Origin of the sequence: uncultured Alteromonas sp. (assembly GCF_963976965.1) — a bacterium.
Lineage (GTDB): Bacteria > Pseudomonadota > Gammaproteobacteria > Enterobacterales > Alteromonadaceae > Alteromonas > Alteromonas naphthalenivorans.
In genome coordinates, this window is record NZ_CAXBMP010000003.1 from 113,409 (window position 1) to 138,996 (window position 25,588).

16 protein-coding genes are annotated in these 25,588 nt (G+C 44.2%); 11 read left to right on the forward strand and 5 right to left on the reverse strand.

Features of this window, described 5'->3' with window-relative positions; all coding sequences use genetic code 11:
- The first annotated feature begins 20 nt into the window (after window positions 1–20).
- From AAC006_RS03615 to AAC006_RS03655, 9 genes are all read left to right on the forward strand, one after another.
- A complete protein-coding gene (locus AAC006_RS03615; RefSeq protein WP_013785418.1) occupies window positions 21–830 on the forward strand; it encodes a 2OG-Fe(II) oxygenase in 810 nt (269 codons plus the stop codon).
- A 206-nt stretch (window positions 831–1,036) separates the two neighbouring features.
- Window positions 1,037–5,110, forward strand: a complete 4,074-nt coding sequence (locus AAC006_RS03620; RefSeq protein ID WP_129736549.1) for a hypothetical protein — start codon at window positions 1,037–1,039, stop codon at window positions 5,108–5,110.
- Between the two features lie 95 nt (window positions 5,111–5,205).
- A complete protein-coding gene (locus AAC006_RS03625; RefSeq protein ID WP_339890695.1) occupies window positions 5,206–7,902 on the forward strand; it encodes a TonB-dependent receptor in 2,697 nt (898 codons plus the stop codon).
- Between the two features lie 155 nt (window positions 7,903–8,057).
- Window positions 8,058–8,816 carry a DUF3450 domain-containing protein gene (locus tag AAC006_RS03630; RefSeq protein WP_288389299.1) on the forward strand — a complete coding sequence of 253 codons (759 nt, stop codon included), beginning with the start codon at window positions 8,058–8,060 and terminating at the stop codon, window positions 8,814–8,816.
- 13 nt (window positions 8,817–8,829) lie between these two features.
- Window positions 8,830–10,197 carry a MotA/TolQ/ExbB proton channel family protein gene (locus tag AAC006_RS03635; protein WP_208805326.1) on the forward strand — a complete coding sequence of 456 codons (1,368 nt, stop codon included), beginning with the start codon at window positions 8,830–8,832 and terminating at the stop codon, window positions 10,195–10,197.
- 2 nt (window positions 10,198–10,199) lie between these two features.
- The gene (locus AAC006_RS03640) at window positions 10,200–10,718 is read left to right on the forward strand and encodes a MotA/TolQ/ExbB proton channel family protein (protein ID WP_013785413.1); all 519 of its coding nucleotides are present in this window, start codon (window positions 10,200–10,202) and stop codon (window positions 10,716–10,718) included.
- 29 nt (window positions 10,719–10,747) lie between these two features.
- The gene (locus AAC006_RS03645; protein WP_013785412.1) at window positions 10,748–11,155 is read left to right on the forward strand and encodes a biopolymer transporter ExbD; all 408 of its coding nucleotides are present in this window, start codon (window positions 10,748–10,750) and stop codon (window positions 11,153–11,155) included.
- 3 nt (window positions 11,156–11,158) lie between these two features.
- Window positions 11,159–11,767, forward strand: a complete 609-nt coding sequence (locus AAC006_RS03650; protein ID WP_013785411.1) for an energy transducer TonB — start codon at window positions 11,159–11,161, stop codon at window positions 11,765–11,767.
- 4 nt (window positions 11,768–11,771) lie between these two features.
- On the forward strand, window positions 11,772–13,097 hold the full coding sequence (locus AAC006_RS03655; RefSeq protein ID WP_126872471.1) for a CDC27 family protein: 1,326 nt from the start codon (window positions 11,772–11,774) through the stop codon (window positions 13,095–13,097).
- Window positions 13,098–13,215: 118 nt separating this feature from the next.
- Here the strand turns inward: AAC006_RS03655 and AAC006_RS03660 are convergent, their stop codons facing one another.
- The 5 genes from AAC006_RS03660 to AAC006_RS03680 all read right to left on the reverse strand — a co-directional run bounded on the left by AAC006_RS03660 (window position 13,216) and on the right by AAC006_RS03680 (window position 20,823).
- Entirely contained in the window at window positions 13,216–13,797 is a 582-nt protein-coding gene (locus AAC006_RS03660; protein ID WP_126872472.1) for an acyloxyacyl hydrolase, read from the reverse strand.
- A 222-nt stretch (window positions 13,798–14,019) separates the two neighbouring features.
- Window positions 14,020–15,114, reverse strand: a complete 1,095-nt coding sequence (locus AAC006_RS03665) for an HD domain-containing phosphohydrolase (RefSeq protein WP_126872473.1) — start codon at window positions 15,112–15,114, stop codon at window positions 14,020–14,022.
- Entirely contained in the window at window positions 15,107–18,424 is a 3,318-nt protein-coding gene (locus tag AAC006_RS03670) for a PAS domain-containing hybrid sensor histidine kinase/response regulator (RefSeq protein ID WP_260563485.1), read from the reverse strand. The genes AAC006_RS03665 and AAC006_RS03670 overlap by 8 nt, the downstream gene beginning before the upstream one ends.
- 139 nt (window positions 18,425–18,563) lie before the next feature.
- Window positions 18,564–20,132, reverse strand: coding sequence for an AMP-binding protein (locus tag AAC006_RS03675; RefSeq protein WP_013785406.1), 1,569 nt, complete (start codon window positions 20,130–20,132; stop codon window positions 18,564–18,566).
- A 220-nt stretch (window positions 20,133–20,352) separates the two neighbouring features.
- Entirely contained in the window at window positions 20,353–20,823 is a 471-nt protein-coding gene (locus AAC006_RS03680; RefSeq protein WP_013785405.1) for a hypothetical protein, read from the reverse strand.
- An 84-nt stretch (window positions 20,824–20,907) separates the two neighbouring features.
- Here AAC006_RS03680 and AAC006_RS03685 point away from each other — a divergent pair, with 84 nt between their 5' ends.
- Both AAC006_RS03685 and AAC006_RS03690 read left to right on the forward strand, forming a co-directional pair.
- Window positions 20,908–22,230, forward strand: coding sequence for a PQQ-dependent sugar dehydrogenase (locus AAC006_RS03685; RefSeq protein WP_126872475.1), 1,323 nt, complete (start codon window positions 20,908–20,910; stop codon window positions 22,228–22,230).
- A 436-nt stretch (window positions 22,231–22,666) separates the two neighbouring features.
- Window positions 22,667–25,480, forward strand: coding sequence for a bifunctional aconitate hydratase 2/2-methylisocitrate dehydratase (locus AAC006_RS03690; protein ID WP_013785403.1), 2,814 nt, complete (start codon window positions 22,667–22,669; stop codon window positions 25,478–25,480).
- The last annotated feature ends 108 nt before the right edge of the window (window positions 25,481–25,588 follow it).

A 25,588-nucleotide genomic window follows, 5' to 3' on the forward strand; every position in this document is an offset into this window, starting at 1 on the left:
TATCAAACAGGTGAATAACCGTGGAGCATGTTTCATCACGCTGGAAAAATTGGGTAGTTAAAAACCTTCTCGCAGGCACAGCACTTCCCGTGATTACAGAGCAGTTAACGCTAAATGGGTTTGATGCAGATACAGTTCGTCGGCTTTTAGGCCGTAATTTACCTTCAAACTATGTTTTCGACCGAGATGTAGAGTTTTATCGCAAGCTCGCAACGCCCGCATTTTTACATCAGCCTTCAATTAATAATGTGACCTGTTTGTGCGATGAAAAGGAAGTTCAGCTTTATCGTGTAGATGACTTTTTATCGGCAGAAGAGTGCCATGCTGTAATCGACCTTTCTTCTAGCAAGCTTTCGCCCTCAAAACTGACAGGGGCGCCCTCTGCAAAAGGGATCAGAACATCGTCAACTTGCGAACTCGCCTTTATGGACAGCGCACTAGTTACCTCAATAGATAGCCGCATCGTCAATTTTTTAGGCTTGGGCATAGGAGAAAAAGAAGTTATACAAGCTCAGCATTATGAGCAGGGTCAATACTTTAAACCGCATTTTGATTTCTTTCCCCCAGGTACGCCGCAATATTTAGAACACGCAAAGCGGCGAGGTCAACGAACATGGACTTGCATGGTTTACTTAGATGATGGCATGGAAGGAGGCCATACTCATTTTACAAAAATGGGTGTATCGGTAAAACCCCATCGAGGCACAGCACTCCTATGGAATAATCTGACGAACACAGGGGAGCCTAACTTCAATACGCTTCATTATGCTGAGCCTGTAACAGCTGGTAATAAAAACGTCATAACTAAGTGGTTTCGAGATAAAAATTAGTCCCTTTGTCAATATAACCACCCGGTTCGCCCCTTCAATCTCTCACTAACAATATAAAAAACAAGACAAAATTTAAGGTGTTAACTGATTTTATAAAAGTTCCAAAAATTTCAGTGTGAATCCACATTTGTAACAAAAATGTCACCCTTCTCATTTAATCTCTACCGGACTTTGAAATTCAAACTAAGATCTAACTGGAGAATTTAATGGAAATTCGTAATGTTTTTAAGATCAGTGCAATCACGACTGCACTTGTTCTTGCAGGTTGCGGTGGCGATATAAATATTAATGAAGGTGACGAAGTTGTTGCAACGCCAACGACTCCTACCACGCCGACTACCCCAACTACGCCAACTACCCCTGATGTTGATACGCCATTTTCATTAGGCTTGGCGACTGATGCATCAAGCGAATTCTCTACAATTACTGATAAGCCTGTTTATCGCTTAGATGACGATTTAGTGTTAACGCAAGACATGACGTTAACCAATGATGCGCACTGGATCATTAAGGGGCGTACGGCAGTTGGTAACGACAACGCAGATTCAACAGTACTTACCATTGAAGAAGGTACAACCGTTATCGGTGAAGACGGTGACGACTTCTTAGTAGTACGCCGTGGTTCACAAATTGAAGCGTCTGGTTCATCTTCAGCGCCAATTGTAATGACATCTATTCAAGACGTTACTGGTGAAGAAACATCAATTGGTCAATGGGGTGGTGTGGTATTACTAGGTAATGCACCCACTAACCTTTGTAACACAGGTGACGATGACCAAACGTCTGACGACGAACTAGCGTCTTGTGGTGTGTCTGCGGAAGGTGATGCTGGCTTGTACGGCGGAAACGACGCAGAAGATGATTCTGGTACACTAGAATATGTTGTTGTTAAGCATGCTGGTAAAGCCTTGGCGTCTGGTGATGAACTAAACGGTATTTCATTTGCTGGTATCGGTTCTGAAACAACAGTTAATCACATTCAAGTTCACCAAAATCTTGATGACGGTATCGAATTTTTCGGTGGTACGGTTAGCGTAAGCAATGTAGTGCTAACAGACATTGGTGACGATTCTCTAGATTGGTCTTTCGGTTGGACGGGTAGTGCAACTAACGTTTATATTCAGCAATCTGCAGACGGTGGCGACAACGCTATTGAAGCGGATAACAATGAAGATAACCCTTCATGGTTACCACTTACCAAGCCAACTGTTTCTAACGTAACCATTGTAAGCGCCGACGGTACTAACGGCGTTCGTTTACGTAACGGTACAGCAGGGGTGCTATCTAATGTAGTCGTTACCGGCTCTACATTAGCGGCTAACTGCCTGCGCGTAAATGGCGACGAGTCAATCGCGAATGCAGAGTCTGGTGAGCTTTCAATCACTAACTCGGTAGTTGCTTGTGAAACCCCCGCAAACAACTTTGGTTCAGATGAAATTAGTGGCGATTCTACGCAAGCGTGGTTCGAAGGCCAAACCGGCAATAGTGTACTAACACCTTCTGAACTTCTTTTTGAAGATAACGGGTATTTCCCTACGTCAGCTTCGCCTTTAGCAAACAGTGGAAACTACATTGGCGCATTTGACCCTGCTGGTGAAGACTGGACTACAGGCTGGACGGTTGGTGTAAACGGTGGATTCCCAACTGATATTCAGACTGCTTTCGAGCAAGGCCTTGCGACAGATGTATCAGCTAACTTCCCAGAATTAACTGACAAGCCAGTTTATGAACTTGCTGAAGATACAACACTAACCAGTGATGTAACATTAACTAACGATGCTTACTGGTTAATTAAAGGTCGCTTAGCTGTTGGTAACGATAACGCAGACAACGCGGTACTTTACATTGAACAAGGCACAACCGTTTTCGGTGAAGAAGGCGATGACTTCTTAGTAGTGCGTCGTGGCTCTCAAATTGAAGCTGCGGGTACGGCCAACGCGCCAATTACCTTTACGTCGGTTCAAGACCTAACAGGTCAAGAAACGTCTATTGGTCAATGGGGTGGTTTGGTACTTCTTGGTAATGCACCTACTAACTTATGTAACACGGGTGACGATTCAGATACCTCTGACGCTGAATTAGCAGCATGTGGTGTAGCAGCGGAAGGTGATGCAGGGCTTTACGGTGGTGCAGATGCTGAAGATAACTCAGGTACGCTTCGCTATATTGTTGTTAAGCATGCAGGTCGCGCATTAGCGGCAGGTGACGAGTTAAACGGAATTTCATTTGCAGGTATTGGTTCTGGTACTGAAGTTGAATTTATCCAAGTTCACCAAAATCTAGATGACGGAGTTGAATTCTTCGGTGGTACAGTAAGCGTTCGTAACATTGTGTTGACTGATATTGGCGATGATTCACTTGATTGGTCATTTGGTTGGACTGGTAACGCACAAAATGTTTATATCCAGCAATCGGCTGCGGGTGGCGATAACGCTATCGAAGCGGATAACAACGAAGATAACCCTGCGTGGTTGCCGCTTACTAGCCCAACTATCTCGAACGTAACTATTGTTGGTGCCGAGGGTACAAACGGTGTGCGTCTACGTAATGGTACCGCAGGTGCACTGCGTAACGTAGTGGTTACTGCGGGTGAAGGCTATTCAAATTGCCTACGTGTTAACGGTGCTGAATCTATCGCGAATGCAGAGTCTGGTGCGCTTTCAGTAGAAAACTCAATAGTTGCGTGTGAAACTGACGACAACTTCGGTTCTGATGAAATCGGCGGTGGTTCAACAGAAGCATGGTTTACTGGCCAAACTGGAAACAGTGTACAAACGGCTGACGCACTAATGCTTTCTACCGATGGCTTCACACCTCGCTCTGGTTCTCCATTGCTAGGCGCTGGTGTTGACATGTCTGCAGACAGTGATTTCTTCACATCAACTGACTACATCGGTGCATTTGACGGCGAAAACAACTGGATGGACGGTTGGACTGTTGCTGTTAACGACTCAATTCCTTCTGATGTGACTAACGCATTTGAGCAAGGTTTGGCCACTGACGTTTCAGGCAGCTTTGCCGCGATTACTGACAAGCCAGTGTATCAGCTAGCCGCTGATACTATCTTTACCGCAGACGTTTCTTTAACCAACGATGCTCATTGGTTGATTAAAGGCCGCACTGCTGTAGGTAACGATAACGCTGATAGCGCTACGCTTTATATCCAACGCGGTACTACCGTATTTGGTGAAGATGGCGACGATTTCTTAGTAGTACGCCGCGGTTCGAAAATGGAAGCGTCTGGTACTGCAACATTGCCTATCACTTTCACCTCATCTGAAGATATGACGGGTGGCGAAACTACTATCGGTCAATGGGGTGGCCTAGTTATCTTAGGTAATGCACCTACTAACTTGTGTAACACAGGCGACGACGACGCAACCTCAGATGCGGAATTAGCATCATGTGGTGTATCTGCTGAAGGTGATGCTGGTCTATACGGCGGCGCTGATGCAGAAGATAGCTCTGGTACTTTCCGCTACGTTATTGTTAAGCATGCAGGTAAAGCACTTGCTGCTGGTGATGAACTAAACGGTATCTCATTCGCAGGTGTTGGCAGTGGTACAGAAGTAGACTTCATCCAAGTGCACGAAAACTTAGACGATGGTGTTGAGTTCTTCGGTGGCTCGGTAAACGTTAGTCACCTAGTGCTAACTGCCATTGGTGATGACTCACTAGATTGGTCTTTCGGTTGGACGGGTAAAGCACAGTACGTGCTTATCAAGCAGGGCCTTAATGGCGGCGACAATGCATTTGAAGCTGACAACAACGAAGATAACCCTACTTGGACACCACTAACAACGCCTACTGTTTCTAATGTAACCATTATTGGTTCTACAGATACCAACGGCGTACGTCTTCGCAACGGTACCGCAGGAACCATTAAGAACTTAGTAGTAACTGGCGGCGCTGACTACAGCAACTGCCTACGCGTTAACGGTGATGAATCAATTGCAAACGCAGCAGATGCTTCACTTACTGTTACTCACTCTACAGTGGCTTGTGAGTCTACCAGCGCATTTGGTTCTGACGTAATTGGTACGGCAACAACCCAAGAATGGTTTGAAGCACAAGACGGTAACACCGTTGTAGCAGACATTGACGCGCTAAGTTTCGATGATGCAACCGGTTATGTTCCAAGCAGTGATTCAGCGTTACTTGGTTCTGGTTTTGATGCGTCTACGCTAGATAGCTTCTTCGATAGCACAGATTATAAAGGTGCATTCGATGGCGAAGCTAACTGGACGCTAGGCTGGGTAACTGTAGGTCTTGAAGACTAATAAACTTTCATCATTCATTGAAGCTAAGGCGCTTGCGCGCCTTAGCTTTTGTGCTGAAAGGTCTTCCTAACCACAGTCCCATAGGAGTTTCCATAATGAAAAATAATCAATCGTCAATATTCAAGTTAGGTAGTCTGACGCTTGCCATTTCTACTATTCTAGGTTCAAGCTTATTGTCTACCACGGCAATGGCGCAACAATCAGAAGATGAAGTGATTGAAGAAGTTGTTGCTACAGGAACCCGATTAAAAGGGACAGCAACAGCGGTAATGCAAGAACGTCAAAACCAAGCGTTTGTTGCCGATATCATGGGTGCAGATCAAATTGCACGTACCGGTGATGGTGATGCTGCGGCGGCACTTCGCCGTGTAACTGGATTGACATTGGTAGATGGCAAGTTCATCTACGTTCGTGGTTTGGGTGAACGTTACTCAAGTACACAGTTAAATGGTATGACAGTACCTAGCCCTGATCCAACGCGTTCGGTGGTTCCGCTAGATTTATTCCCTTCAAGCATCATTGAAAGCTTGAACGTTCAAAAATCGTTTTCGCCCAATATGCCTGGTCATTTTGGTGGCGGTAACGTTAATATTCGCACTAAATCTATCCCTACTGAATTTGTTTTCAGTGTGTCCGGTGGAGCAGGTTGGAATTCAGAAAACAGTAACGATGGTTTTTTCTACGACGGTGGAAGCGACGATTGGACTGGACGAGATGATGGAACACGTGCCTTACCGTCTATCATAGCATCGAACCTAGCGGCTTCTGGTTCAGATGGGTTTGAAGGTGATTCTTCACGCACGTTAGCGCAAACACAAGAAATACTAAATTCGTTCAATTGGGATATTGGCCCTGAAAGTAAGTCTGCCGACCCAGACTTCAATTTTGGCGCAACCTTAGGTAATCGTTACACGTTTGACGATGACAGTGTATTGGGTTTTCTCGCGACGGTTTCTTACAGTAATGAATGGTCAATTACCGAAGAGCAATTGGGTAATGATATTGGTGGCGGACAAGATAATCCGCGCTTTACTAAATATCGTGACATGATTTCTACCGAGCAAAATGTTCGTTGGAGCGGCATGTTCAACGTGGGCTACGAGTTAAATAGCAACCACAAAATTGAACTTGTTAATATGATGCTGCATGACATGCGCGACCGCCTGCGCGATGGCGAATACTTCGACGACAGTGAAACAACGGTAGGCGTTGAAGAATTTAGCCGTATGGATATCATTTTCGAAGAGCGTGAAATGGTATCGTCACAGTTGAAAGGAACCCACAACTTCCTTGACATTGCTAACGGTGTATTCTTTGATTGGTATGCAGGTACAAGTCGTGCCTCACGTGAAGCGCCAGATATCATGGAAGTCACTTACCAGTTATTTTATGACGACGCAGGTGCGTTAGAGCTTGAACGTATTGATGATACTTCAGGGACTAACTTAAACCGTCAATATCAAAGCCTTCAAGATGAATCTGATACTTATGGTTTTAATGTCTCTACCCCCTTCTATGGAGACGGGTATGATATTGAAATTAAAGCGGGTTTCGACTATTACGAGAAAACTCGTGATGCCGTTAATATCGATTTAGCTATTCGTCATTTTGGTATCAATGATGAGTTTAAAGTGGGTAACCGTCTGTATGATATTTTCTCAGAAGAAAATATTAATAACCCAGACTTCTACGCAAGCTCAACCGGTAGCTCGTTATTCCAAGACAATACCGGTGAAGGTGATAAGTATTCTGCAGCAAGTAAATTGACTGCCGGTTACTTGATGGTAGATGCCTTTATCGATAAGAAATGGCGTCTAAGTGGTGGCGCACGTTGGGAAGAGTTCCAGCAAATTTCAGTCCCTTATGTTGAACACTCGAATGAGTTTGCAGCAGAGACAGATGAAATTGTTGATAGTATTTACAACGAAGATGACATCCTACCTTCATTCGCGTTGACGTATATTGCTAATGATGAAATGCAGTATCGTTTCAACATCAGCCAAACGTTAATTCGTCCTGATTTACGTGATATCAGCACCACATTCTTTATCGATCCGCTTACCGAATTCCTTGTTCGTGGCTCACCATCTTTGGTAGAAACAGAGCTAATGAACATAGACGTTCGCTGGGAATGGTATATGTCTCAGGGGAATAACGTATCTGTAGCATTATTCTATAAAGACATGGAAAACCCTATCGAGATGGTTCAGTTCGATGGTGGTGAGGGTGTACCTCAGTTACTTACCGCTAACGGTGAAGAAGGTGAGTTGTACGGGCTTGAAGTCGAGTTTTTACACGACCTTAGCTTCGTCAGCGATTCAATGAGCAACTTCTTTATATCCGGTAACATGACTGTATCGGATTCAGAAGTGACTATTGGCAGCGGTGATCAAGACTCTTTGTTCTCACAGCAAGCTCGTGAAGCTTATGGCGGTACTATTACAGCGACTATTACTAATGACCAGCGTCGTTTAGTGGGCCATTCAGAGTGGGTTGCTAACCTTCAACTAGGTTGGGATTCAGACAATGGAGAGCACTCGGCTTCATTGGTGTATAACTCGTTTGGTGAACGTATTATTGCGCCAGGTGTTCGCGGATTTGAAGATGGTATTGAAAACCCTTTCCATTCTTTAGATTTTGTTTACACCTACTATCCAGATTTCAATACTACGATTAAGGTTAAGTTTCAAAATATCCTTAACGAGGATAAAGAAATTGAACAGGAAGGGCTACTGTTACGCCGTGAAACCGTCGGCACAGGCATTAGCGCTAGCGTGAAGTACGACTTCTAATTTAAAAAGCCCGGAATTATCCGGGCTTTTTATTGCGCGATAGTCTACTGAATGTGACGGTTGTGTAATAAAACTGTCATGGAAAACTCCTATCCTACGCCCAGAATTTTATAGTCGGTAATCCCGATTTCTTTTAACTTTAAAGGTTTGAATGTATGAAGCTTATCAATTCTTTGCTTATTGCAGGCGCGCTTGTGGCGACACCTGTACTAGCACAAGACGATGAAGTACTAAATCCCGTTATCGATGAGGCGGCGAAAATTAATGAATCTGCTGCGAAGTCGCAGGAAAAAATCAACGGTATCACCGATCAGATTGACAGCAAACTTCAGCAATTCAAAACATTGATGAAAGAAATAGAAGGTTTGGATGTTTATAACACCCAACTTCGTAAGCAAATTAATAGCCAAGAACAAGAAATGGATGATTTGAACGCCGCTATTGATGAAGTATCGGTTGTTGAGCGTCAGATCACCCCGTTGATGATGCGCATGATTGACGGCATGGAGCAGTTCATTGCTCTAGACGTACCTTTCCTTCCTGAAGAACGTAAAAATCGCGTAATGGATTTGAAAGCCATGATGGACCGCGCAGATGTTGCCGCATCTGAAAAATTCCGTCGTGTAATGGAAGCGTACCAAGTTGAGATGGACTACGGCCGCACCATGGAAGCTTACAGTGGTTTGCATACTATTAATGGTCAAGAGCGTGACGTTGAGTTTTTGCGCCTAGGTCGCACAGCGCTTATTTATCAAACTCGTGATGCTAGTTCACAAGGTGTTTGGAACAAGCAAACTCGCCAGTGGGAAGAGCTAAACAGCAGCTACCGCACACAAATTACAAAAGGTCTGCGCATGGCGAAGAAACAACTTGCCCCAGACTTATTAATGCTACCAGTGGCTATCACAGACTAAGAGGTTGATGAGAATGTTTAATTCAGTAAAACGTATCGCTTTTGGCCTAGTCGCCCTTAGCTTAAGCGCTGGTGCAGTAGCACAGAACGACCGCGCAATGGACCTTGATGCCCTGCTTAAGCAGCTAGAAGAAGGTCAATTTGCCCAGTCTGAGCAAAACAAACAACGTGAGCGCGATTTCATCGCTCAACGTGCTGAGCAAGATCAAGTATTGCGTGACACCCGTGCTCGTCGTGACCAAATGCTAGCTCAATCAGAACAGCTTGAAACGCAATTCGAAGAAAATGAATTCAAGTTAGCTGACCTTAACGGTGCACTAGATACACGTTTAGGTTCATTAAAAGAATTGTTCGGTGTACTACAGCAAATTGCAGGCGACACAAAAAACAAATTCTATAACTCAGTAGTATCGGCGCAAATCTCAGGCCGCTCAGACTTCTTAGATAAGATGGCTCAAGACATGGGCTCTAGCTCAAAGCTTGCCTCTATCGAAGAAATTGAGCGTGTATGGTTTGAAATGCAACGTGAAATGACTGAGTCAGGTAAAGTAACCAAATTCACTACTGACGTAGTTGAAGCGGGTGGCCAGAAAGTATCAAAAGAAGTGGTGCGCGTAGGACCTTTCGCATTAGTTGCTGACGGTAAATACCTTGAATACAACGGTGTGACTGGTACGGTTTCAGAACTTATCCGTCAGCCTGCTGACCGTTACAACAGTTCTGCTGCAGAGCTTCAAGAATCGACTAGCGGTGAACTTGTACAGTTTGGTATCGACCCAACCGGTGGTTCAATTCTAGGCTTGTTAGTTCAAGCGCCTAATCTGAAAGAGCGTGTAGAGCAAGGCGGCGTGGTTGGATACATCATCCTTATCGTTGGTGCGTTTGGTTTACTGCTAGCCATAGAGCGTTTGATTACCTTGTCGCTTATTCGCATGAAAGTGAACAAGCAACTTAAGAGCAAAGAAGTTAAAACTAACAACCCGCTAGGCCGTGTACTTAAAGTACGTGATGAGCATCCAAATGCTGATGTTGAAGCACTAGAGCTTCATCTTACCGAAGCGATTTTAGGTGAAGTACCTAAGTTAGGGCGTAACCTTACTATCATCAAGATTATCTCAGTAGTAGCACCGCTTATGGGTCTACTTGGTACGGTTACCGGTATGATTAATACTTTCCAGGCAATTACCTTGTTTGGTACAGGCGACCCGAAACTAATGGCTGGTGGTATTTCAACAGCACTAGTTACAACGGTTCTTGGCCTAGTAGTCGCGATTCCGATGACTTTGCTATACGCCATGCTTAATACACGTTCTAAGAACATCGTATACATTCTTCAAGAACAAGCGTCTGGCGTTATTGCAGAGCGCGCAGAGCGGAGCTAATCATGATCGAGTTTCTGGAGGCAATTCGCGATTTCACAGAAACAGGTGGCCAGGTTCTCCTGGTCATCGGTCTGCTGATATTCGTTATGTGGCTTTTGATCCTCGAGCGTGCCATGTATCTGATGATTTGGCATAAGCAAGCTAAGAAAGAAGCGGTGTCTATGTGGACTGCACGTAACGACCGCGCTTCTTGGATTGCACAGCAAGTTCGTCAGAAAACGATTTCACAGTTAACTATGCGTCTTAACGGTAGTATCCCGATTATTCAGTCTTTGGTTGCGCTTTGTCCGCTACTTGGCTTGATGGGAACGGTAACCGGTATGATTGAAGTGTTCGATGTGATGGCCATTGCTGGTTCGGGTAACGCCCGCTCTATGGCATCAGGCGTATCGAAAGCCACTATCCCCACTATGGCGGGCATGGTTGGTGCACTTTCAGGCGTATTTGCCTCTACATGGCTTAACCGTATGGTGAAATCTGAACGCACGCATCTTGAGGATGCATTGACTATTCAACGTTAATGCTACGGCATTAAGGTAAGGTAAAAATTATGAAGCAACATTTTCAAAACCTAGTTGATGAAGAAGAAGCAGCCATCGATATGACGCCCATGCTGGACGTTGTATTTATCATGTTGATTTTCTTTATCGTAACCGCATCCTTCGTAAAAGAAGCGGGTATTGATGTTAACCGTCCTGAAGCAGCCACTGCTGTTAAAAAAGACCGGGCTAACATTCTTATCGCTATCTCTGACAAAGGCGAAATTTGGATCAATAAGCGTCGTATAGATGAGCGTGCAGTACAGGCGAACATCGAGCGTCTTCACGCTGAAAACCCGCAGGGTACCGTTGTGATTCAAGCAGATAAAGAATCAACGACTGAAACCCTTATTAAAGTTATGGATGCCTCCCGTGCGGCAGGTGTTTTTGATGTTTCGATTGCAGCTCAAGAGCCATAAATCATGCCACGATATATAATCGCATTTGTTATATCCCTTGCGATCACGTTAGGCCTGTTCTTCTTGATGCAATCACTCATCAAGATGGGTGGCAGTGCGTTAACGGAACCGCCAAAGGGTAGTGTACTTGACTTTGTTAGGGTTAAGCAGGACGAACAGGTCGAGAAAAAAGATCGTAAGCCTAAGAAGCCGCCTAAGCCAGATCAGCCGCCACCGCAAATGGAACAACCTCAAATGGACTCACCTACTCCGGATGCGGAAGGGACGTCTATGGACTTTGGTGCAGATGTTGGTGATGATATTTCATTAGACGGAGGGTTAGCCCTTGAGTCTGGTGATGGCGAGTATTTACCTATTGTTAAGGTGGCGCCGGTTTATCCTCGTCGAGCTTTACAACGTGGTATTGAAGGCTTTGTTATTGTTGAATTTACGGTAACTAAGCAAGGCGCAGTACGAGATCCTATCGTGATAGAAGCCAACCCAGAAGGTATATTTGAACAAGCAGCAATGGATGCCGCAATGAAGTTTAAATATAAGCCGCGAGTGGTAAATGGCGAAGCCACGGAAGTGTCTGGTATTCAAAACCGTATTACCTTCCAGATAGACGGATAATGACATGAGAAAAAAACAAACGAATACATTGCTTAGTGCACTGGCGTTTGCAGTTGTTTGCGCAACTGTGTCTGTTCCTACTCTGTTGGTTGCCGGTGATGCAGTTGCTCAGGAACAAAAAGCCAGTGATAAGAAAACCCGTCGTGTGCCTACACTTCGTGGAAAGGTTTACGAGCAGTTAGCGCGAGCACAATCAGCCGCCGACGATGCGGGGAATGTAGAAGAAGCTATAGCTATTCTTAAAGAGGTGGAAGATAAATCTGACTCGATGAATAGCTACGAAAAAGCCATGATGTATAACTTTTTCGGCTTTATTTACTACAACGATGAAAATTACGACAAAGCGTTAGAGTCGTTTGAAAACGTGGTTAACCAGCAACCTATTCCTGAGAAGTTCGAAATGTCGACGCTTTTCAGCTTAGCGCAGTTGCATTTGATGCAAGGTAACTACGACAGAACGATTGAGTTTATCGAACGCTGGGAAGTATTAAACGACGGTGTTATACCACCTAAAAATAAGGTGTTAAAAGCGCAAGCCTACTATCAAAATAAGCAGTATCAAGAGTCTGCTGATTGGATAACACAGGCCATTGATGAACATGAAGCCGAGGGCATGTTACCCGATGAAGCATGGCTTATTCTTCAACGCGCGGTTTACTATGAACTAAAGCAACCTGAGAAAGTAAAAGATATTTTGATTAAGCTGGTAAAGCTGTACAGCGAACCGAAATATTGGATACAACTGGCTGGTATGTACGGTGAGTTAGGTGAAGAGCGTAAGCAGCTTGCGATTATGGAAACGGCTTACCAACAGGGTTTTGTAGAGTCTCCAGCGGATATCTTCAACATGGCGCAGCTTTATTACTATCACCGTGCTCCTTATAAAGGTGCATTGTTGATGGAACAAGCCATGAAAGAGGGCGTGCTGGAAGAAAACCTTCGAAATCTTAAGTTTTTAGGGCAAAGCTGGACGCTAGCCAAAGAGCAAGACAAAGCCATTCCGGTGATGATGCAAGCAGCAGAATTATCAGAAGATGGTGAGTTAGATGCTCAGTTAGCGCAAATCCTACTTAACGAACAACGCTGGGACGACGCTATTGCAGCGGCAGATCGCGCCGTTGAAAAAGGTGAGATGCGTAACCCAGGCTTGGTGTATTTGATTAAAGGCATGGCCCTTTATAATCAAAAGCAGTACGCACTGGCGCTTAACCAGCTTGCTGAAGCTGAAAAGCATCAGAAAAGCCGAGCTATGGCGCAGCAGTGGAAACAGTTTGTTCAATCTGAAAAGAGACAAGCTGAAATCATCGAAACTGAGTTTGGTAATAGTTAAACGCAACAGTTAGCACGTTTATACGTGGTAGTAGAAACGCCGCAGGCATCTAAACGAGCCTGCGGCGTTTTTGTTTGGGCCATCGTAATTAATGGCTTACTAGGCTGAGTCGTTACCCTTAAAGCCGCTGGCTAAAAGATAATGATACAAAATCTAATCCAGGGTTAGGCTTCTTAAAGCCGGCGTTGGAGTAATGAAAATAGCGCAATGACACGCGGTATTCTTGGTATTGTCCAAACGTCGTTGAAAATCCAATTCTATCTTCAAATTGATAATGGGTAGACACGTCTTTACCCGCAAATTGTGTATCGTCTAGCAACGACACCCCAATACCCAACTCTAAATCGATAGGTTTATCAAACACTGTGGTCAGTGGAAACCGTAAAATAGGTGAAAGGGCGAGTACGACATTTGAGTCGTACTGGTTATCGTCGCCATACTCCCAAAAGTTTGCGCTGGTTTCCATGGTTAAAGTCATAGGCCAACTTACGTTTAAAGGCTGGTCGATATTATATTGATAAGCTAATTTGATGCCATTTACAGCGCCTTCCCCGCGTATAAAGTCGATAGCATAGCCATGGGCGCTTTGTGTTTGTGTGGGCCATAGGCTAGTCGATTGGCTCTCGCTGCTACTAGCAGAAAGTGGGGTAAGTAATAGTGTGAGTAATGCCGTAAATGTAACGATGTGTGTGTTAGTCATAGTGTGTTCCTCCAACGCCCTATATGAGGGAGGAACATCGGTAACCCAATTCTAAAAAAAGACGTGTTTTATTCGATTAAATATGACAATTTTATTCTGATAATTTAGAGGAAAACGAACTAACAGATTAACGCTAAAACCCGTCGTTTCATCGTACTTTTTTGCGCAATAAACTGCTTTCGCTGATTAGCGCCTTTCACAGAAGGCGCCAAGAATAAAGGCTCAGGGAAGAAAGGCTTCAATTGATGGGAGTTCATTTCTAGCTTCAAGTTCATTCCAGTAAACTTTTGTTTTCAACACATCTTCTTTGATAGACATAAAAGTGGACACTAATTCCGGGTCGAAGTGCTTGCCCGATTCACTTTCAATGTAGGCAAATGCTTCTTCATCTGGCCACGCTTGTTTATAAGGCCGCTTCATCGTCAGAGCATCAAACACATCTGCAATTGCCACAATGCGTGCGCTTACTGGAATCTGTTCACGCTGTAATGAATCAGGGTAACCATTGCCATCCCACTTTTCATGATGATAGCGTGCAATTTCTGCCGCCAAACTAAACAAGGGTGAATTACTGCGGGTTAATATTTCATAGCCAATTGCCGCATGAGTGCGCATGACTTCCATTTCATCAAAGGTAAGTCGTCTTGGGGCTTTTAAAATACTATCAGGAATTCCTATTTTCCCGGTATCGTGCATAGGCGCGGCTTGTGCCAGCAAAGAGGCTTCTTCGGGTGACCAACCGGAGGCTAACGCTAAACACTGACAATAAGCGGCCATGCGCCAGATGTGATGGCCGGTGTCAGTATCGTTGTAATGTCCGGCTGCGGCCAACATACTAATAGCACTTTGCTGACTACGAAGTAGCTCTTGAGTTCTGATTTTAACTTCTTGTTCAGTTACTCTCACTTGATGTGCTAACGAGATGTGAGTTTTTACTCTAGCAAGCACCAAAGCCGGTGAGATAGGCTTAGTAATATAATCCACTGCACCTAATTCAAATCCTTTCTCTTCATCTTGACCTTGACCCAAAGCCGTTACAAATATGATAGGCACCTTAGCCAGTCTTGGGGCAAGCGCTGGGGAAGTTTTAATCTGTCTGCATACCTCATGGCCATCAATACCCGGCATCATGATATCGAGTAAAATAAGGTCTGGAGTGAACTGCTCTACGACTTTCAACGCAATATGCCCAGTGGGCGCTACTTTTACTTGGTAATAAGGCGACAGAATACCCTGTAATAAATCGATGTTTGCAGGCTCGTCGTCAACGACTAAAATGCTAAAGTCCGTTTTTCTCGATTTCTGGTTATCAGCCATTTAGCAATGTATCCCTTAGGCGTAAAAGTTCTTCAAGTGCTCGGCCGTAATCGTAAACACTAACAAGTTGCCTTGCATGGTTTAATGCATGTACCGATGCCGATGTTGATGATGCATGTTTATCGTAAAGCGCTGATAGCATAGACACCGCCTCGGCATCGTATGACTCAAGGCTAGTGATCACCGCTGACAAATCTGAGAGCGATAAAGTCTCTTCTACTTCGTATTCATCATACTCTTTTGGCAATGAAAGCGTATGCGCAATAAGTCGAAGAGTGGCGTCTAAAGCGAAAGAGATGTTGGATATTTTATGTGCATAATTAGTGTTGTTTTCAAGGTTGTTTGGTAGCCCTTCCAACGCGGTAATCAAGGTATTAGCCCCTATTTTTCTGGCATCGGCCAATAGCGAGTTAATAGCATCATGCTTTGAGTCATTCTCAATCATAATATTAATAAGCTGTGCGAGTAACTCTGCATTTCCGTAATTAGAGTAAAATTCAGCCAGGGAAGTGAGGAAGGGGTCGCTACTGTCATGCATGTTATTTAGATTGGCAGTAGTGTGAATATTGATGTCGATGACATGTAATATTTCAGCCGCGCTTGCGGGTTTCAACAAGTGCGCACACATACCAACGCTAGATGCTTTTTGTTTATTCTCGCTACTACCATCTGCACTAAGTGCAATGATAGGACAGTGCCAGCCATTTAAATTATTTAGTTCCTCAGCAACAGTGAATCCACTCATATTTGGAAGAATGCAATCGAGTAGTACCACGTCGAAGTCGTTACTATTGCCCAGTGCCAAGGCTTGCTCGCCAGAGGTTGCTGTGGTCACACTCAAGCCTGCATCAAGTAAAATTTGCTGCGCTATTTCAAGGCTTATACTGTCATCATCAACCAACAAGGCATGCTTTCCTGCTAGTCGTCGCTTACGCCATATCTTGCTTTCCAATCCATCAGCGTGAGTTGGCGAAGTGGAGCTAGAGGTAGGGAATAATTCCCGCAAGATGTGAACGTCAGTAAAGGGTAACTCTATAATATTAAGCGTGTTGAGTTTGACAGATTGTAATCGACGTTTAGCTTCTTCGGTGTCGATAGGCGTTACAATACATACAAGGTTGAGGTTTTCATATTCACCAAGTTTTATATGGTTGACGAATTTTTGCCATTCTGCTGGCTTAGCGGGAAGCAACACCATTGCATCATGCCGTGTAACTGGGAACGCATCTGTATTTGGGTTAACAAAGGTGCAAGGTATGGAGAGTCGCGACAGTGTGTGTGCTAAAATATTGTTCGCTTCATCCATATCCTGGCTTGTGTTCGCACACAGTAAGGGGTGATCCAATTTCGATATGGGTATGGCTGGCTTTACTTTTTCACGGCTAATTTCATTAGCCGTCTCATGAACCAATTCCGGAACAGCAAAACAAAATTGCGTTCCCTTACCAAGCTCACTGGTAAATTCAAGTTCACCATGCATCAGTTCAACTAAGCGCTTGCTAATCGCTAGGCCTAATCCAGTACCGCCATATTCCCTTGAAATAGACGCATCGGCCTGTACGAAGGCGTTAAACAGTTTTTCTTTGTTGTCGGCATCAATGCCTATACCTGTATCGCTCACACAAAAACTAAGGGCGTCTTTTTCTTTACTGACGGTTAATTTAACGAATCCGTGACGAGTGAACTTGATTGCATTTCCCAATAAATTAACCAATACCTGATAAATCTTGTCGCTATCACCGTTACAGGTAACGTCTGTGTCTAAGCGCATGTCGAATAGTAACTGTAAATGCTTTTGGCGCGCTTTATGTTGAAACACCTGTGCGAGCTTGTTCATCATATCGGCAAGGTTGAAATCAGCATGGTGTAATTCAATTTGTTGGGCTTCAACTTTGGAAAAATCCAAAATGCCGTTTATTAGCGTTAGCAACGAGGTGGCGCTGCCTTTTACCTTGGTCATGTAACTTTGCTGCTGCGTGTAATTGTCGGTTTCAAGTGCTAAGTGGGTTAAGCCTATAATGGCATTCATTGGGGTGCGAATTTCGTGGCTCATTGTGGCTAAAAAGTCACCCTTGGCTTTGTTGGCATTAGCCGCTTCTTTGTAGGCATGTTGCAGCTGTCGCTCTAACCCTTTACGTCCACTTATATCTCTAAACACGCCTACGTGGCCGTTGGGTTCGCCATGAATGTCTTCAAGAGGTACTGCAACAATTGAAATTGGAAAGATGCGTCCTCGCTTATCGGTAAAGAAGTCTTCATCAGAGCTATAGGTTTTTCCCTTACAGATCGCATGGTTTACGGGGCATTCATCTCGAGATAAAAGTGTGCCATCTTCTTTTTGATAATGAACAGCATTGTGGAACCTGTGGCTTTGTAAATCTGCTAATTCCCACCCTAACAAACGAGATGCTTCAGGGTTGAGAAATTGGGTTTTGCCTTTAGCATCTACGGCATATACACCTTCACCGATGCTGTTAGTAATACTTTGATAAAACTGCCTACCGGTCTCTAACCTTTTTTCTAACCTTTTTTGATTGGAAATATCTGTGCAGAGTACAACGAGGTTTTCGACACGGCCTTGTTCATTAACGTTGGGAACAATGGTACAAAATACAAACCAAGGGGTGCCGGATTTCGTGACACTTTGAAGCTCGCCGTGCCAAATCTCTCCTTTAAATAAGGATTGCAGAATGGCTAAGCGTGTGGGCAGGGGAACGTTTTTAACATTGAGCATATCCGCATTGTTCCCGATAAGCTCGCCTCGAGTAAATTCAGATAGCTGACAACATTTATCATTAGCGCTTAAGATAGTGCCATTTAAGTCGAGCGTGACCACTATGCTGTGCTCATCCATAGCTCGCCTTTGGATCAGCATGTCGTTCTCTTTATGTTGCTGCTCAGTAATTAAGTCTAATACCAAGGTAGACAGCGACGTTAAGCTAGCAATGTCGTCATCAATTTCGGGGCGCGCTTGCGCTGTTAATAATGTATTTACCGATTGAACAAGGTTGTCGGTTATGGCTGCTAATTCTTGAGGCGAAGTTTGCCCCTGAGCTACAGGTGGCCTATCCATATTATTTTGACGTGCATAACCGCCGCTTGTTGTCTTACCTTCTGCTTCAAGACCATGTTGGCGGTATGTATTGTCAATAGAGGCGAGCAATGCACTAAGGCCCGTGGTAAGGCGGGATGCATCATGGTTGTCTAATAAAGAGGTTTTATTAAGTATATCGTCTAACCAAAGTTCGCCTTCTTCGTTGTTTTCACAAGAAAAAGCAGCTTTGATTTGCTTGATTAAAAGGGAGTTCACAGCGTTGGGAGCAGACTTACGTTAGGCCTAATAGATTATGTATAGAATGAAAATGGTATTGCAGCAAACAAATCAGGTTATTCTTTGGTAGCAATAACCTGATTTTATTCATATTAACGGCAATTATCGCCAAGACAATTTAGACTGAACGAAGCTCTCTACGCAGAATTTTCCCAACGGTAGATTTAGGCAGCTCTTCTAAAACGGTAAGTTCCTTAGGGACTTTGTAATTGGTTAAGCTTTCTTTGCAAAACGCAATGATGTCATCGTTAGTAACTGGCTTGCTGACGGTGATGAACGCGCATACTCGCTCACCAGATTTTTCATCTGGTTTACCGACTACAGCGGCTTCCATAATATCTGGGTGGGCAGTGAGTACATCTTCTACTTCATTAGGGTACACATTGAAACCAGAAACAATAATCATGTCTTTCAAGCGATCGACAATTTTAAGTGCGCCAGATGCTACCCAAACGCCGATATCACCGGTTTTAAAGTAGCCATCTTTGGTCATGACTTTTGCTGTCTCATCGTCTCTGTTCCAATAGCCCAGCATCACTTGTGGTCCACGAACCGCAATTTGCCCTGACTCGCCTTCGCCTACTGGGTTATCGTAGCTATCTAGCAAAGCTACCTCAGTATCTTGCAGTGGTTTACCAACGGTACCAACTTCTTCTTCGCCAGGTAAGTTAAAAGAAACCACTGGCGCGGTTTCTGACAACCCGTAACCTTCAGTAATAGTATTGCCTGTTACTTGTTTCCATATAGATACTGCGCCTTGAGCGAGGGCTGTACCACCAGACATGGTTAAATGCAGTTTTGAAAAGTCGAGCTTGGCAAATTCTGGGTGACGACCCAAACCAACGAACAAAGTATTGATACCCGCAAACGCGGTAATTTTATGCGGCTTTAATGTTTGAATGAAACCGTCGATATCACGAGGATTCGGAATAAGCACGATATGGCTGCCCTTCGCGAATAGTGCCATCATACAAACAGTAAAGGCATAAATGTGATACAAAGGAAGTGGACAAACTACCACTTCTTCACCTTCCTTGAAGAACCCGCCTAGGTGGTCAAGCATTTGAACGCTGTTGCTCATAACGTTTTTATGGCTAAGGGCTGCGCCTTTAGATACCCCTGTAGTTCCTCCCGTGTATTGCAACATGGCAAGGGCTTCAAACTCTGTTTTAGGTCTTACCACGGCGGGCAAATTTGCACCGGCGTTAATCGCATCAGTTAACGATACAGTACCTGTTAAAGTAGGCGCTGTAGCAGCATCTAATAATTCAGTCGCCGATGTAGCAACAACGGTTTTAATTTGAGTGTCGCTTTTAATGGCATCAAATTTTGGCAGTAAATCACTTAAGATAACTAACGCTGTTGCGCCGCTATCAGTAAATTGGTGCTTCATTTCCCGCTCGGTATAAAGCGGGTTAGTGTTAACCACTACCAAGCCTGCGCGCAAAGCAGCATAAACGGCAATAGGGTTTTGAATAAGGTTAGGCAGCTGGATAGCAATTCTGTCGCCGGCTTCTAGCTTGGCTTCATGAGTGAAGTAGCGCGCTAAGGCAGCAGATTTTTCGTCTATTTCTTTGAAGGTAAGGGTTTGACCCAATGCGGTATACGCAGGCTTATCAGCATGCTTAGTAAGAACGGCTTCAATATTGTCGGCCAGGCAAGTAACGTTTTCTGGGTACGTTAACATAATGCTTTATCCTGAATGAGAGGTTTCAATGAAAGATGACTATGTCGCTACAGTAACAAATGTTCATTTTTATTTACATACCTATTACATTATAGCTAAATATTCACCTCAGTGATGGTTGCTGACAGTTTGAATAAATTTGAATGGGGCTGGGGATCGCTGGTTTGAGAAAGGTTTAAGCGTGGATCCTGCGTGACATTAGCGTTGGGAGTGGCGGCTATTACCTATTTGAAAGTGCACCCGACTCACTCGTTGCCCGCAATAAGCCATAAATGAAACCACCTAATAGTCCTGCGAAACATTGAAGTAAAAAGCCATCGTACCCGCGCGCTCCCGCAATAAGCGTGACGTTAAGAATAGGCTGCATGGCAAGTAACGCGACGGCAATACTGCTTGCACCCGCTACACTCGTTAACGTGATAAAGCGAGGTTTTTTAATGTCGTGCTTTATCGCGTATTTGCGAATGATAGTGACAACCCAGAACGCAAGTAACAGTGCAACAGCGATGATAATGCCGTAGGTGGGTAGCAAGCCTACGGCATCCTTCCAAGCAGCAGATAACCACTCAGTGGATGATATTTCTACCCCAATACTGGACAGTGCATTCAGTACTTGAAACGTGTGTAAACTGCTAGCCACTAGAAAGGTTGCTAACCACGCAGGAAGAAAACTTTTGATAAAAGACCACATAACCGCTGTTTCCGCTATTTTAAGGTGTTATAACAATCAAACTACTATTGCATGCTAAGGTAGCGTAATAAATAGGGTAAGGGAATGCTGTTTAGCAATAGTGAGTCGGCAAGACTAGGTAATAAAATGGCTATTAATAAAATGCGAGTTTACAAAATAAGCGGATTTAAAAAACATCGGACACAATCGATTTCACGACATGTAGCCATTTTGTTGCTCATGTTTTTGAATGTACAGTCAGCGTTTGGTGTTTCAGCAAATATATCAGGTAAAAGTGCTCTTAAGGCGCAAACGTCTGATACAGCAATAACGACGGCAATTGCCAAAGATTTACATTATCCGAAAGCACTTTTGCAATTGCCCGATAGCAGCTGGCTAGTGGCAGAACGAGACGGCACGATTGTCACTGTACCTTATACTGTTAATAGTTCTGGCAAACCTTCTTCGCCCCAACAAGCCGGCTCAGCACAAGCATCAGCTCGAAAAACCTTAGCTCAACAAAAATTACCCCTTCCACAGCTTTATCAAAAAGGGCAGGGCGGTCTGCTGCACATGGCGCTTTCTCCTGATTTTAGCACCTCGAGAATCATTCTTTTTTCGTACTCGAAGGGTACCGACGACGCTAATCGTTTGGCAGTGATGCGGGGTGTTTTGGCTGATGATGGGCAAATTAAAGCACTCACACCAGTAATGGAAATTAAAGACAGTAAAGCTACGCCTGTGCATTTTGGCGGTAAGCTTGTCGCCATGAAAGATGGTACTTGGTTGGTAACCACAGGCGATGGTTTCGATTACCGCGAGCAGGCCCAAGTATTAAGTTCACAGTTAGGGAAAGTGCTTCGTTTTACTTTAGAAGGAGAGCCTGTCTCAAATGTGCCTTTTAATAATGCACCGTTTGTTTATACCTTGGGGCACAGGAACCCACAAGGGTTAGTGAAATTGCAAAATGGTGATATTTACTTGCATGAGCACGGCCCTGATGGCGGTGATGAGTTAAACAAGCTTACGCCTGGAATGAACTATGGTTGGCCGGTGGTTACGCTAGGTAAAGATTATTCAGGGGCAACCATTTCCCCCTTTAATCATTACGAAGGCATGGTGAATCCGCTGGTGGATTGGACGCCATCTATAGCGCCATCGTCTATGGCGATATACAACCACAATACTTTTCCGGCACTCTCTAATCACTTGCTTGTTTCGGCCTTAAAAGCGAAGGCGCTTTATGCGGTTGACTTATCAAGCCAGTCTTTTCAATATCGAAAGGTATTTTCTTCGGTAAATCAAAGGGTTCGTGATGTTGCGGTAGGAAACGATGGCGGCGTTTATGTGCTGACTGATGGGGAAAGAGCCGAGCTGATACAGTTACTCCCCCCTAACCCTTTTATCGCTGAAACAAACTTAGATTAGTTACAGAGAATTCAATAACTAGAAAATATTGTAAAATTACTACATTATTGTTTATTATTTCATCTGGTTCGACCATAAATACGAGAAATACCTAAGATAAGTCGTACTTTGTATAGCTCGCTTTTCATATTGCCCAAAGAAGCAGTATAAAAGTAGTTTAACGCTAACTGTTTATTCTAACTCAATGATAATTAGTAACTATTTTTTGTTTTAGTCAATTGGCTTTTAACTGACAAGTAAGAAAATTGTAAATACGCCGAAGTTAATAAAAAGTGTAAATAGGGCTTTGCGCCATTCTGCGGTTTTCTAATGATTACCTGACGCTTAAAAATCAGTTAAAATAACCACTATAATTTCATGCGTATAGCTAAGACCGACGTATAATTAAACCCTGCGTATAAAAATACCTACGTATAACCAAGACCGAGAGAATTATATGAGTTTGTATTCAGATTACATGGCCGAAATCGAGACCCGTAAAGCGGAGCTTGGTTTACACCCTAAGCCTATCGACAGTGCCGATTTACTGTCAGAAATTATTGCTCAAATTAAAGATACGAATAACGAGCACCGTGAAGACTCTCTTAACTTCTTCATCTACAACACACTGCCAGGTACAACAAGTGCTGCAGGTGTTAAAGCTGCATTCCTTAAAGAAATCGTACTAGGTGAGTCAGTTGTTGCTGAAATTACACCTGAGTTTGCGTTAGAGCTGCTTTCACACATGAAAGGTGGTCCGTCTGTTGAAGTGCTTCTTGATTTGGCGCTTTCAGACAACGAAGCCGTCACTAAGGCTGCTGCTGAAGTAGTTAAAACACAGGTTTACTTATACGAAGCTGATACAGAACGTTTAGAAGCGTCTTACAACGCAGGTAATGTGATAGCAAAAGAGATCCTAGAGAGCTACGCAAAAGCAGAGTTCTTTACTAAACTGCCTGACGTTCCAGAAAAAATTGATGTAGTGACTTATATTGCTGCAGAAGGTGATATCTCTACTGATTTGCTTTCTCCTGGTAACCAAGCTCACTCTCGTGCAGATCGCGAGCTACACGGTCAGTGCATGATCACCCCTGAAGCACAGCAAGAAATTGTTGAGCTAGGTAAAAAGCACCCTAACGCTAAAGTAATGCTTATTGCTGAAAAAGGCACCATGGGCGTAGGTTCTTCGCGTATGTCAGGTGTGAATAACGTTGCACTTTGGGCCGGTGAGGCAGCAAGCCCTTACATTCCATTTGTGAACAAAGCGCCAGTAGTTGCAGGTACCAACGGTATCGCGCCTATCTTCTTAACGACCGTAGACGTTACCGGCGGTATTGGTTTAGACCTTAAAAACTGGGTTAAAAAGACGGATGCTAACGGTGATGTGGTTCGCGATGCTAACGGCGACCCAGTGTTAGAAGAAGCATATTCTGTTGCTACAGGCACCGTGCTTACCATCGACACTAAAGCGAAGAAACTGTTTAACGGCTCAGAAGAACTTGCTGATATATCAAGCGCTTTCACTCCGCAAAAAATGGAGTTTATGAAAGCCGGTGGTTCTTACGCGGTAACGTTTGGTAAGCAGTTACAAACTTTTGCTGCAAAAGTGTTAGGTACAGACGTACCTGAAGTTTATGCACGTTCGAAAGAAGTATCTGTAGCGAACCAAGGTCTAACAGCTGTTGAAAAAATCTTTAACCGCAATGCGGTAGGCGTTAAGTCTGAGACTCCGCTTCACGCTGGCTCAGACGTTCGCGTTAAAGTAAACATTGTAGGCTCACAAGATACAACCGGCCCGATGACATGCCAAGAGCTAGAGTCGATGGCAGCATCAACTATTTCTCCGCTTGTAGACGGTGCATACCAGTCGGGCTGTCACACAGCGTCGGTATGGGATAAGAAAGCCCAAGCTAATATTCCTAAGCTTATGTCTTTCATGAATAACTTTGGCGTAATCACGGCACGTGACCCTAAAGGGGTTTACCATGCAATGACTGACGTTATTCACAAAGTATTGAACGATATTACCGTTGACGATCGCGCTATTATCATTGGTGGTGACTCACATACACGTATGTCTAAAGGCGTCGCGTTCGGAGCTGACTCGGGTACGGTAGCGGTAGCGCTTGCGACAGGTGAAGCGGCGATGCCAATTCCAGAGTCGGTTAAAGTGACCTTTAAAGGCCACATGAAGAGCCACATGGACTTCCGTGACGTTGTTCATGCTACTCAAGCTCAAATGCTGAAGCAATTTGGCGGTGAGAATGTGTTCCAAGGTCGTGTTATTGAAGTGCAAATCGGTACTTTGCTTGCTGACCAAGCGTTTACCTTTACCGACTGGACAGCAGAAATGAAGGCGAAAGCCTCAATCTGTATTTCTAACGACGAGACTATGATCAAGTCGCTAGAAGTGGCGAAGAGCCGCATTCAGATAATGATCGATAAGGGCATGGAAAACGATGCCAGCATGCTTCAAGGTTTGATTGACCTTGCTGATAAGCGTATTGCTGAAATCGAGTCTGGCGAAGAGCCAGCGCTTGCACCAGATGACAGCGCAAAATACTACGCAGAAGTGGTTGTTGATTTAGACCAAATCGACGAGCCAATGATTGCTGACCCAGACGTAAATAACGATGACGTTTCCAAGCGTTATACCCATGACGTTATTCGCCCAGTTTCTTTCTACGACGGCAAAACTGTTGATTTAGCCTTTGTTGGTTCTTGTATGGTTCACAAAGGTGACATGCAGATTATCGCTCAAATGCTTCGTAATTTAGAAAAGCAAAATGGCAGCGTGTCGTTTAACGTACCACTTGTTGTTGCACCACCAACATACAACATTGTTGATGAACTAAAAGCGGAAGGCGATTGGGACATTCTTACTAAGTACGCAGGTTTCGAGTTTAACGACGACAAGCCAAAAGAATCTGCGCGTACCAAGTACGACAACATCATGTACCTAGAGCGTCCAGGATGTAACCTTTGTATGGGTAACCAAGAAAAGGCAGAACCTGGTGATACGGTAATTGCTACCTCTACGCGCTTATTCCAAGGTCGTGTTGTTGCCGACTCTAACGAGAAGAAAGGTGAGTCACTTCTTGGTTCAACACCATTAGTCGTGCTATCTGCTGTGCTAGGTCGCTTCCCAACAATGGAAGAGTACAAAGCTGCGGTTGAGGGTATTAACCTTACTGACTTCGCGCCGCCAGCAGAAGACATGAGCGTTAAAGCTAAGTTCGAGCCAAGCGTTGCTGTTAAAACAGTAGGCTAAAACGCTATTTAACCTTACGCTAAATAGCAACTAGCATATAAAGCCTCAACCTCGGTTGGGGCTTTTTTATATCTCTATTCCCACCTGTATTTCCGCCTGTATTCCGCC

What these genes read in the sequence shown, in the direction of transcription:
- AAC006_RS03660 (WP_126872472.1), bottom strand. Translation starts at nt 13,797, where the DNA reads ATGACTAACACACACATCGTTACATTTACGGCATTACTCACACTATTA.
- AAC006_RS03650 (WP_013785411.1), top strand. Translation starts at nt 11,159, where the DNA reads ATGCCACGATATATAATCGCATTTGTTATATCCCTTGCGATCACGTTA.
- AAC006_RS03655 (WP_126872471.1), top strand. Translation starts at nt 11,772, where the DNA reads ATGAGAAAAAAACAAACGAATACATTGCTTAGTGCACTGGCGTTTGCA.
- AAC006_RS03635 (WP_208805326.1), top strand. Translation starts at nt 8,830, where the DNA reads ATGTTTAATTCAGTAAAACGTATCGCTTTTGGCCTAGTCGCCCTTAGC.
- AAC006_RS03665 (WP_126872473.1), bottom strand. Translation starts at nt 15,114, where the DNA reads ATGGCTGATAACCAGAAATCGAGAAAAACGGACTTTAGCATTTTAGTC.
- AAC006_RS03630 (WP_288389299.1), top strand. Translation starts at nt 8,058, where the DNA reads ATGAAGCTTATCAATTCTTTGCTTATTGCAGGCGCGCTTGTGGCGACA.
- AAC006_RS03625 (WP_339890695.1), top strand. Translation starts at nt 5,206, where the DNA reads ATGAAAAATAATCAATCGTCAATATTCAAGTTAGGTAGTCTGACGCTT.
- AAC006_RS03690 (WP_013785403.1), top strand. Translation starts at nt 22,667, where the DNA reads ATGAGTTTGTATTCAGATTACATGGCCGAAATCGAGACCCGTAAAGCG.
- AAC006_RS03685 (WP_126872475.1), top strand. Translation starts at nt 20,908, where the DNA reads ATGCTGTTTAGCAATAGTGAGTCGGCAAGACTAGGTAATAAAATGGCT.
- AAC006_RS03680 (WP_013785405.1), bottom strand. Translation starts at nt 20,823, where the DNA reads ATGTGGTCTTTTATCAAAAGTTTTCTTCCTGCGTGGTTAGCAACCTTT.
- AAC006_RS03675 (WP_013785406.1), bottom strand. Translation starts at nt 20,132, where the DNA reads ATGTTAACGTACCCAGAAAACGTTACTTGCCTGGCCGACAATATTGAA.
- AAC006_RS03645 (WP_013785412.1), top strand. Translation starts at nt 10,748, where the DNA reads ATGAAGCAACATTTTCAAAACCTAGTTGATGAAGAAGAAGCAGCCATC.
- AAC006_RS03640 (WP_013785413.1), top strand. Translation starts at nt 10,200, where the DNA reads ATGATCGAGTTTCTGGAGGCAATTCGCGATTTCACAGAAACAGGTGGC.
- AAC006_RS03620 (WP_129736549.1), top strand. Translation starts at nt 1,037, where the DNA reads ATGGAAATTCGTAATGTTTTTAAGATCAGTGCAATCACGACTGCACTT.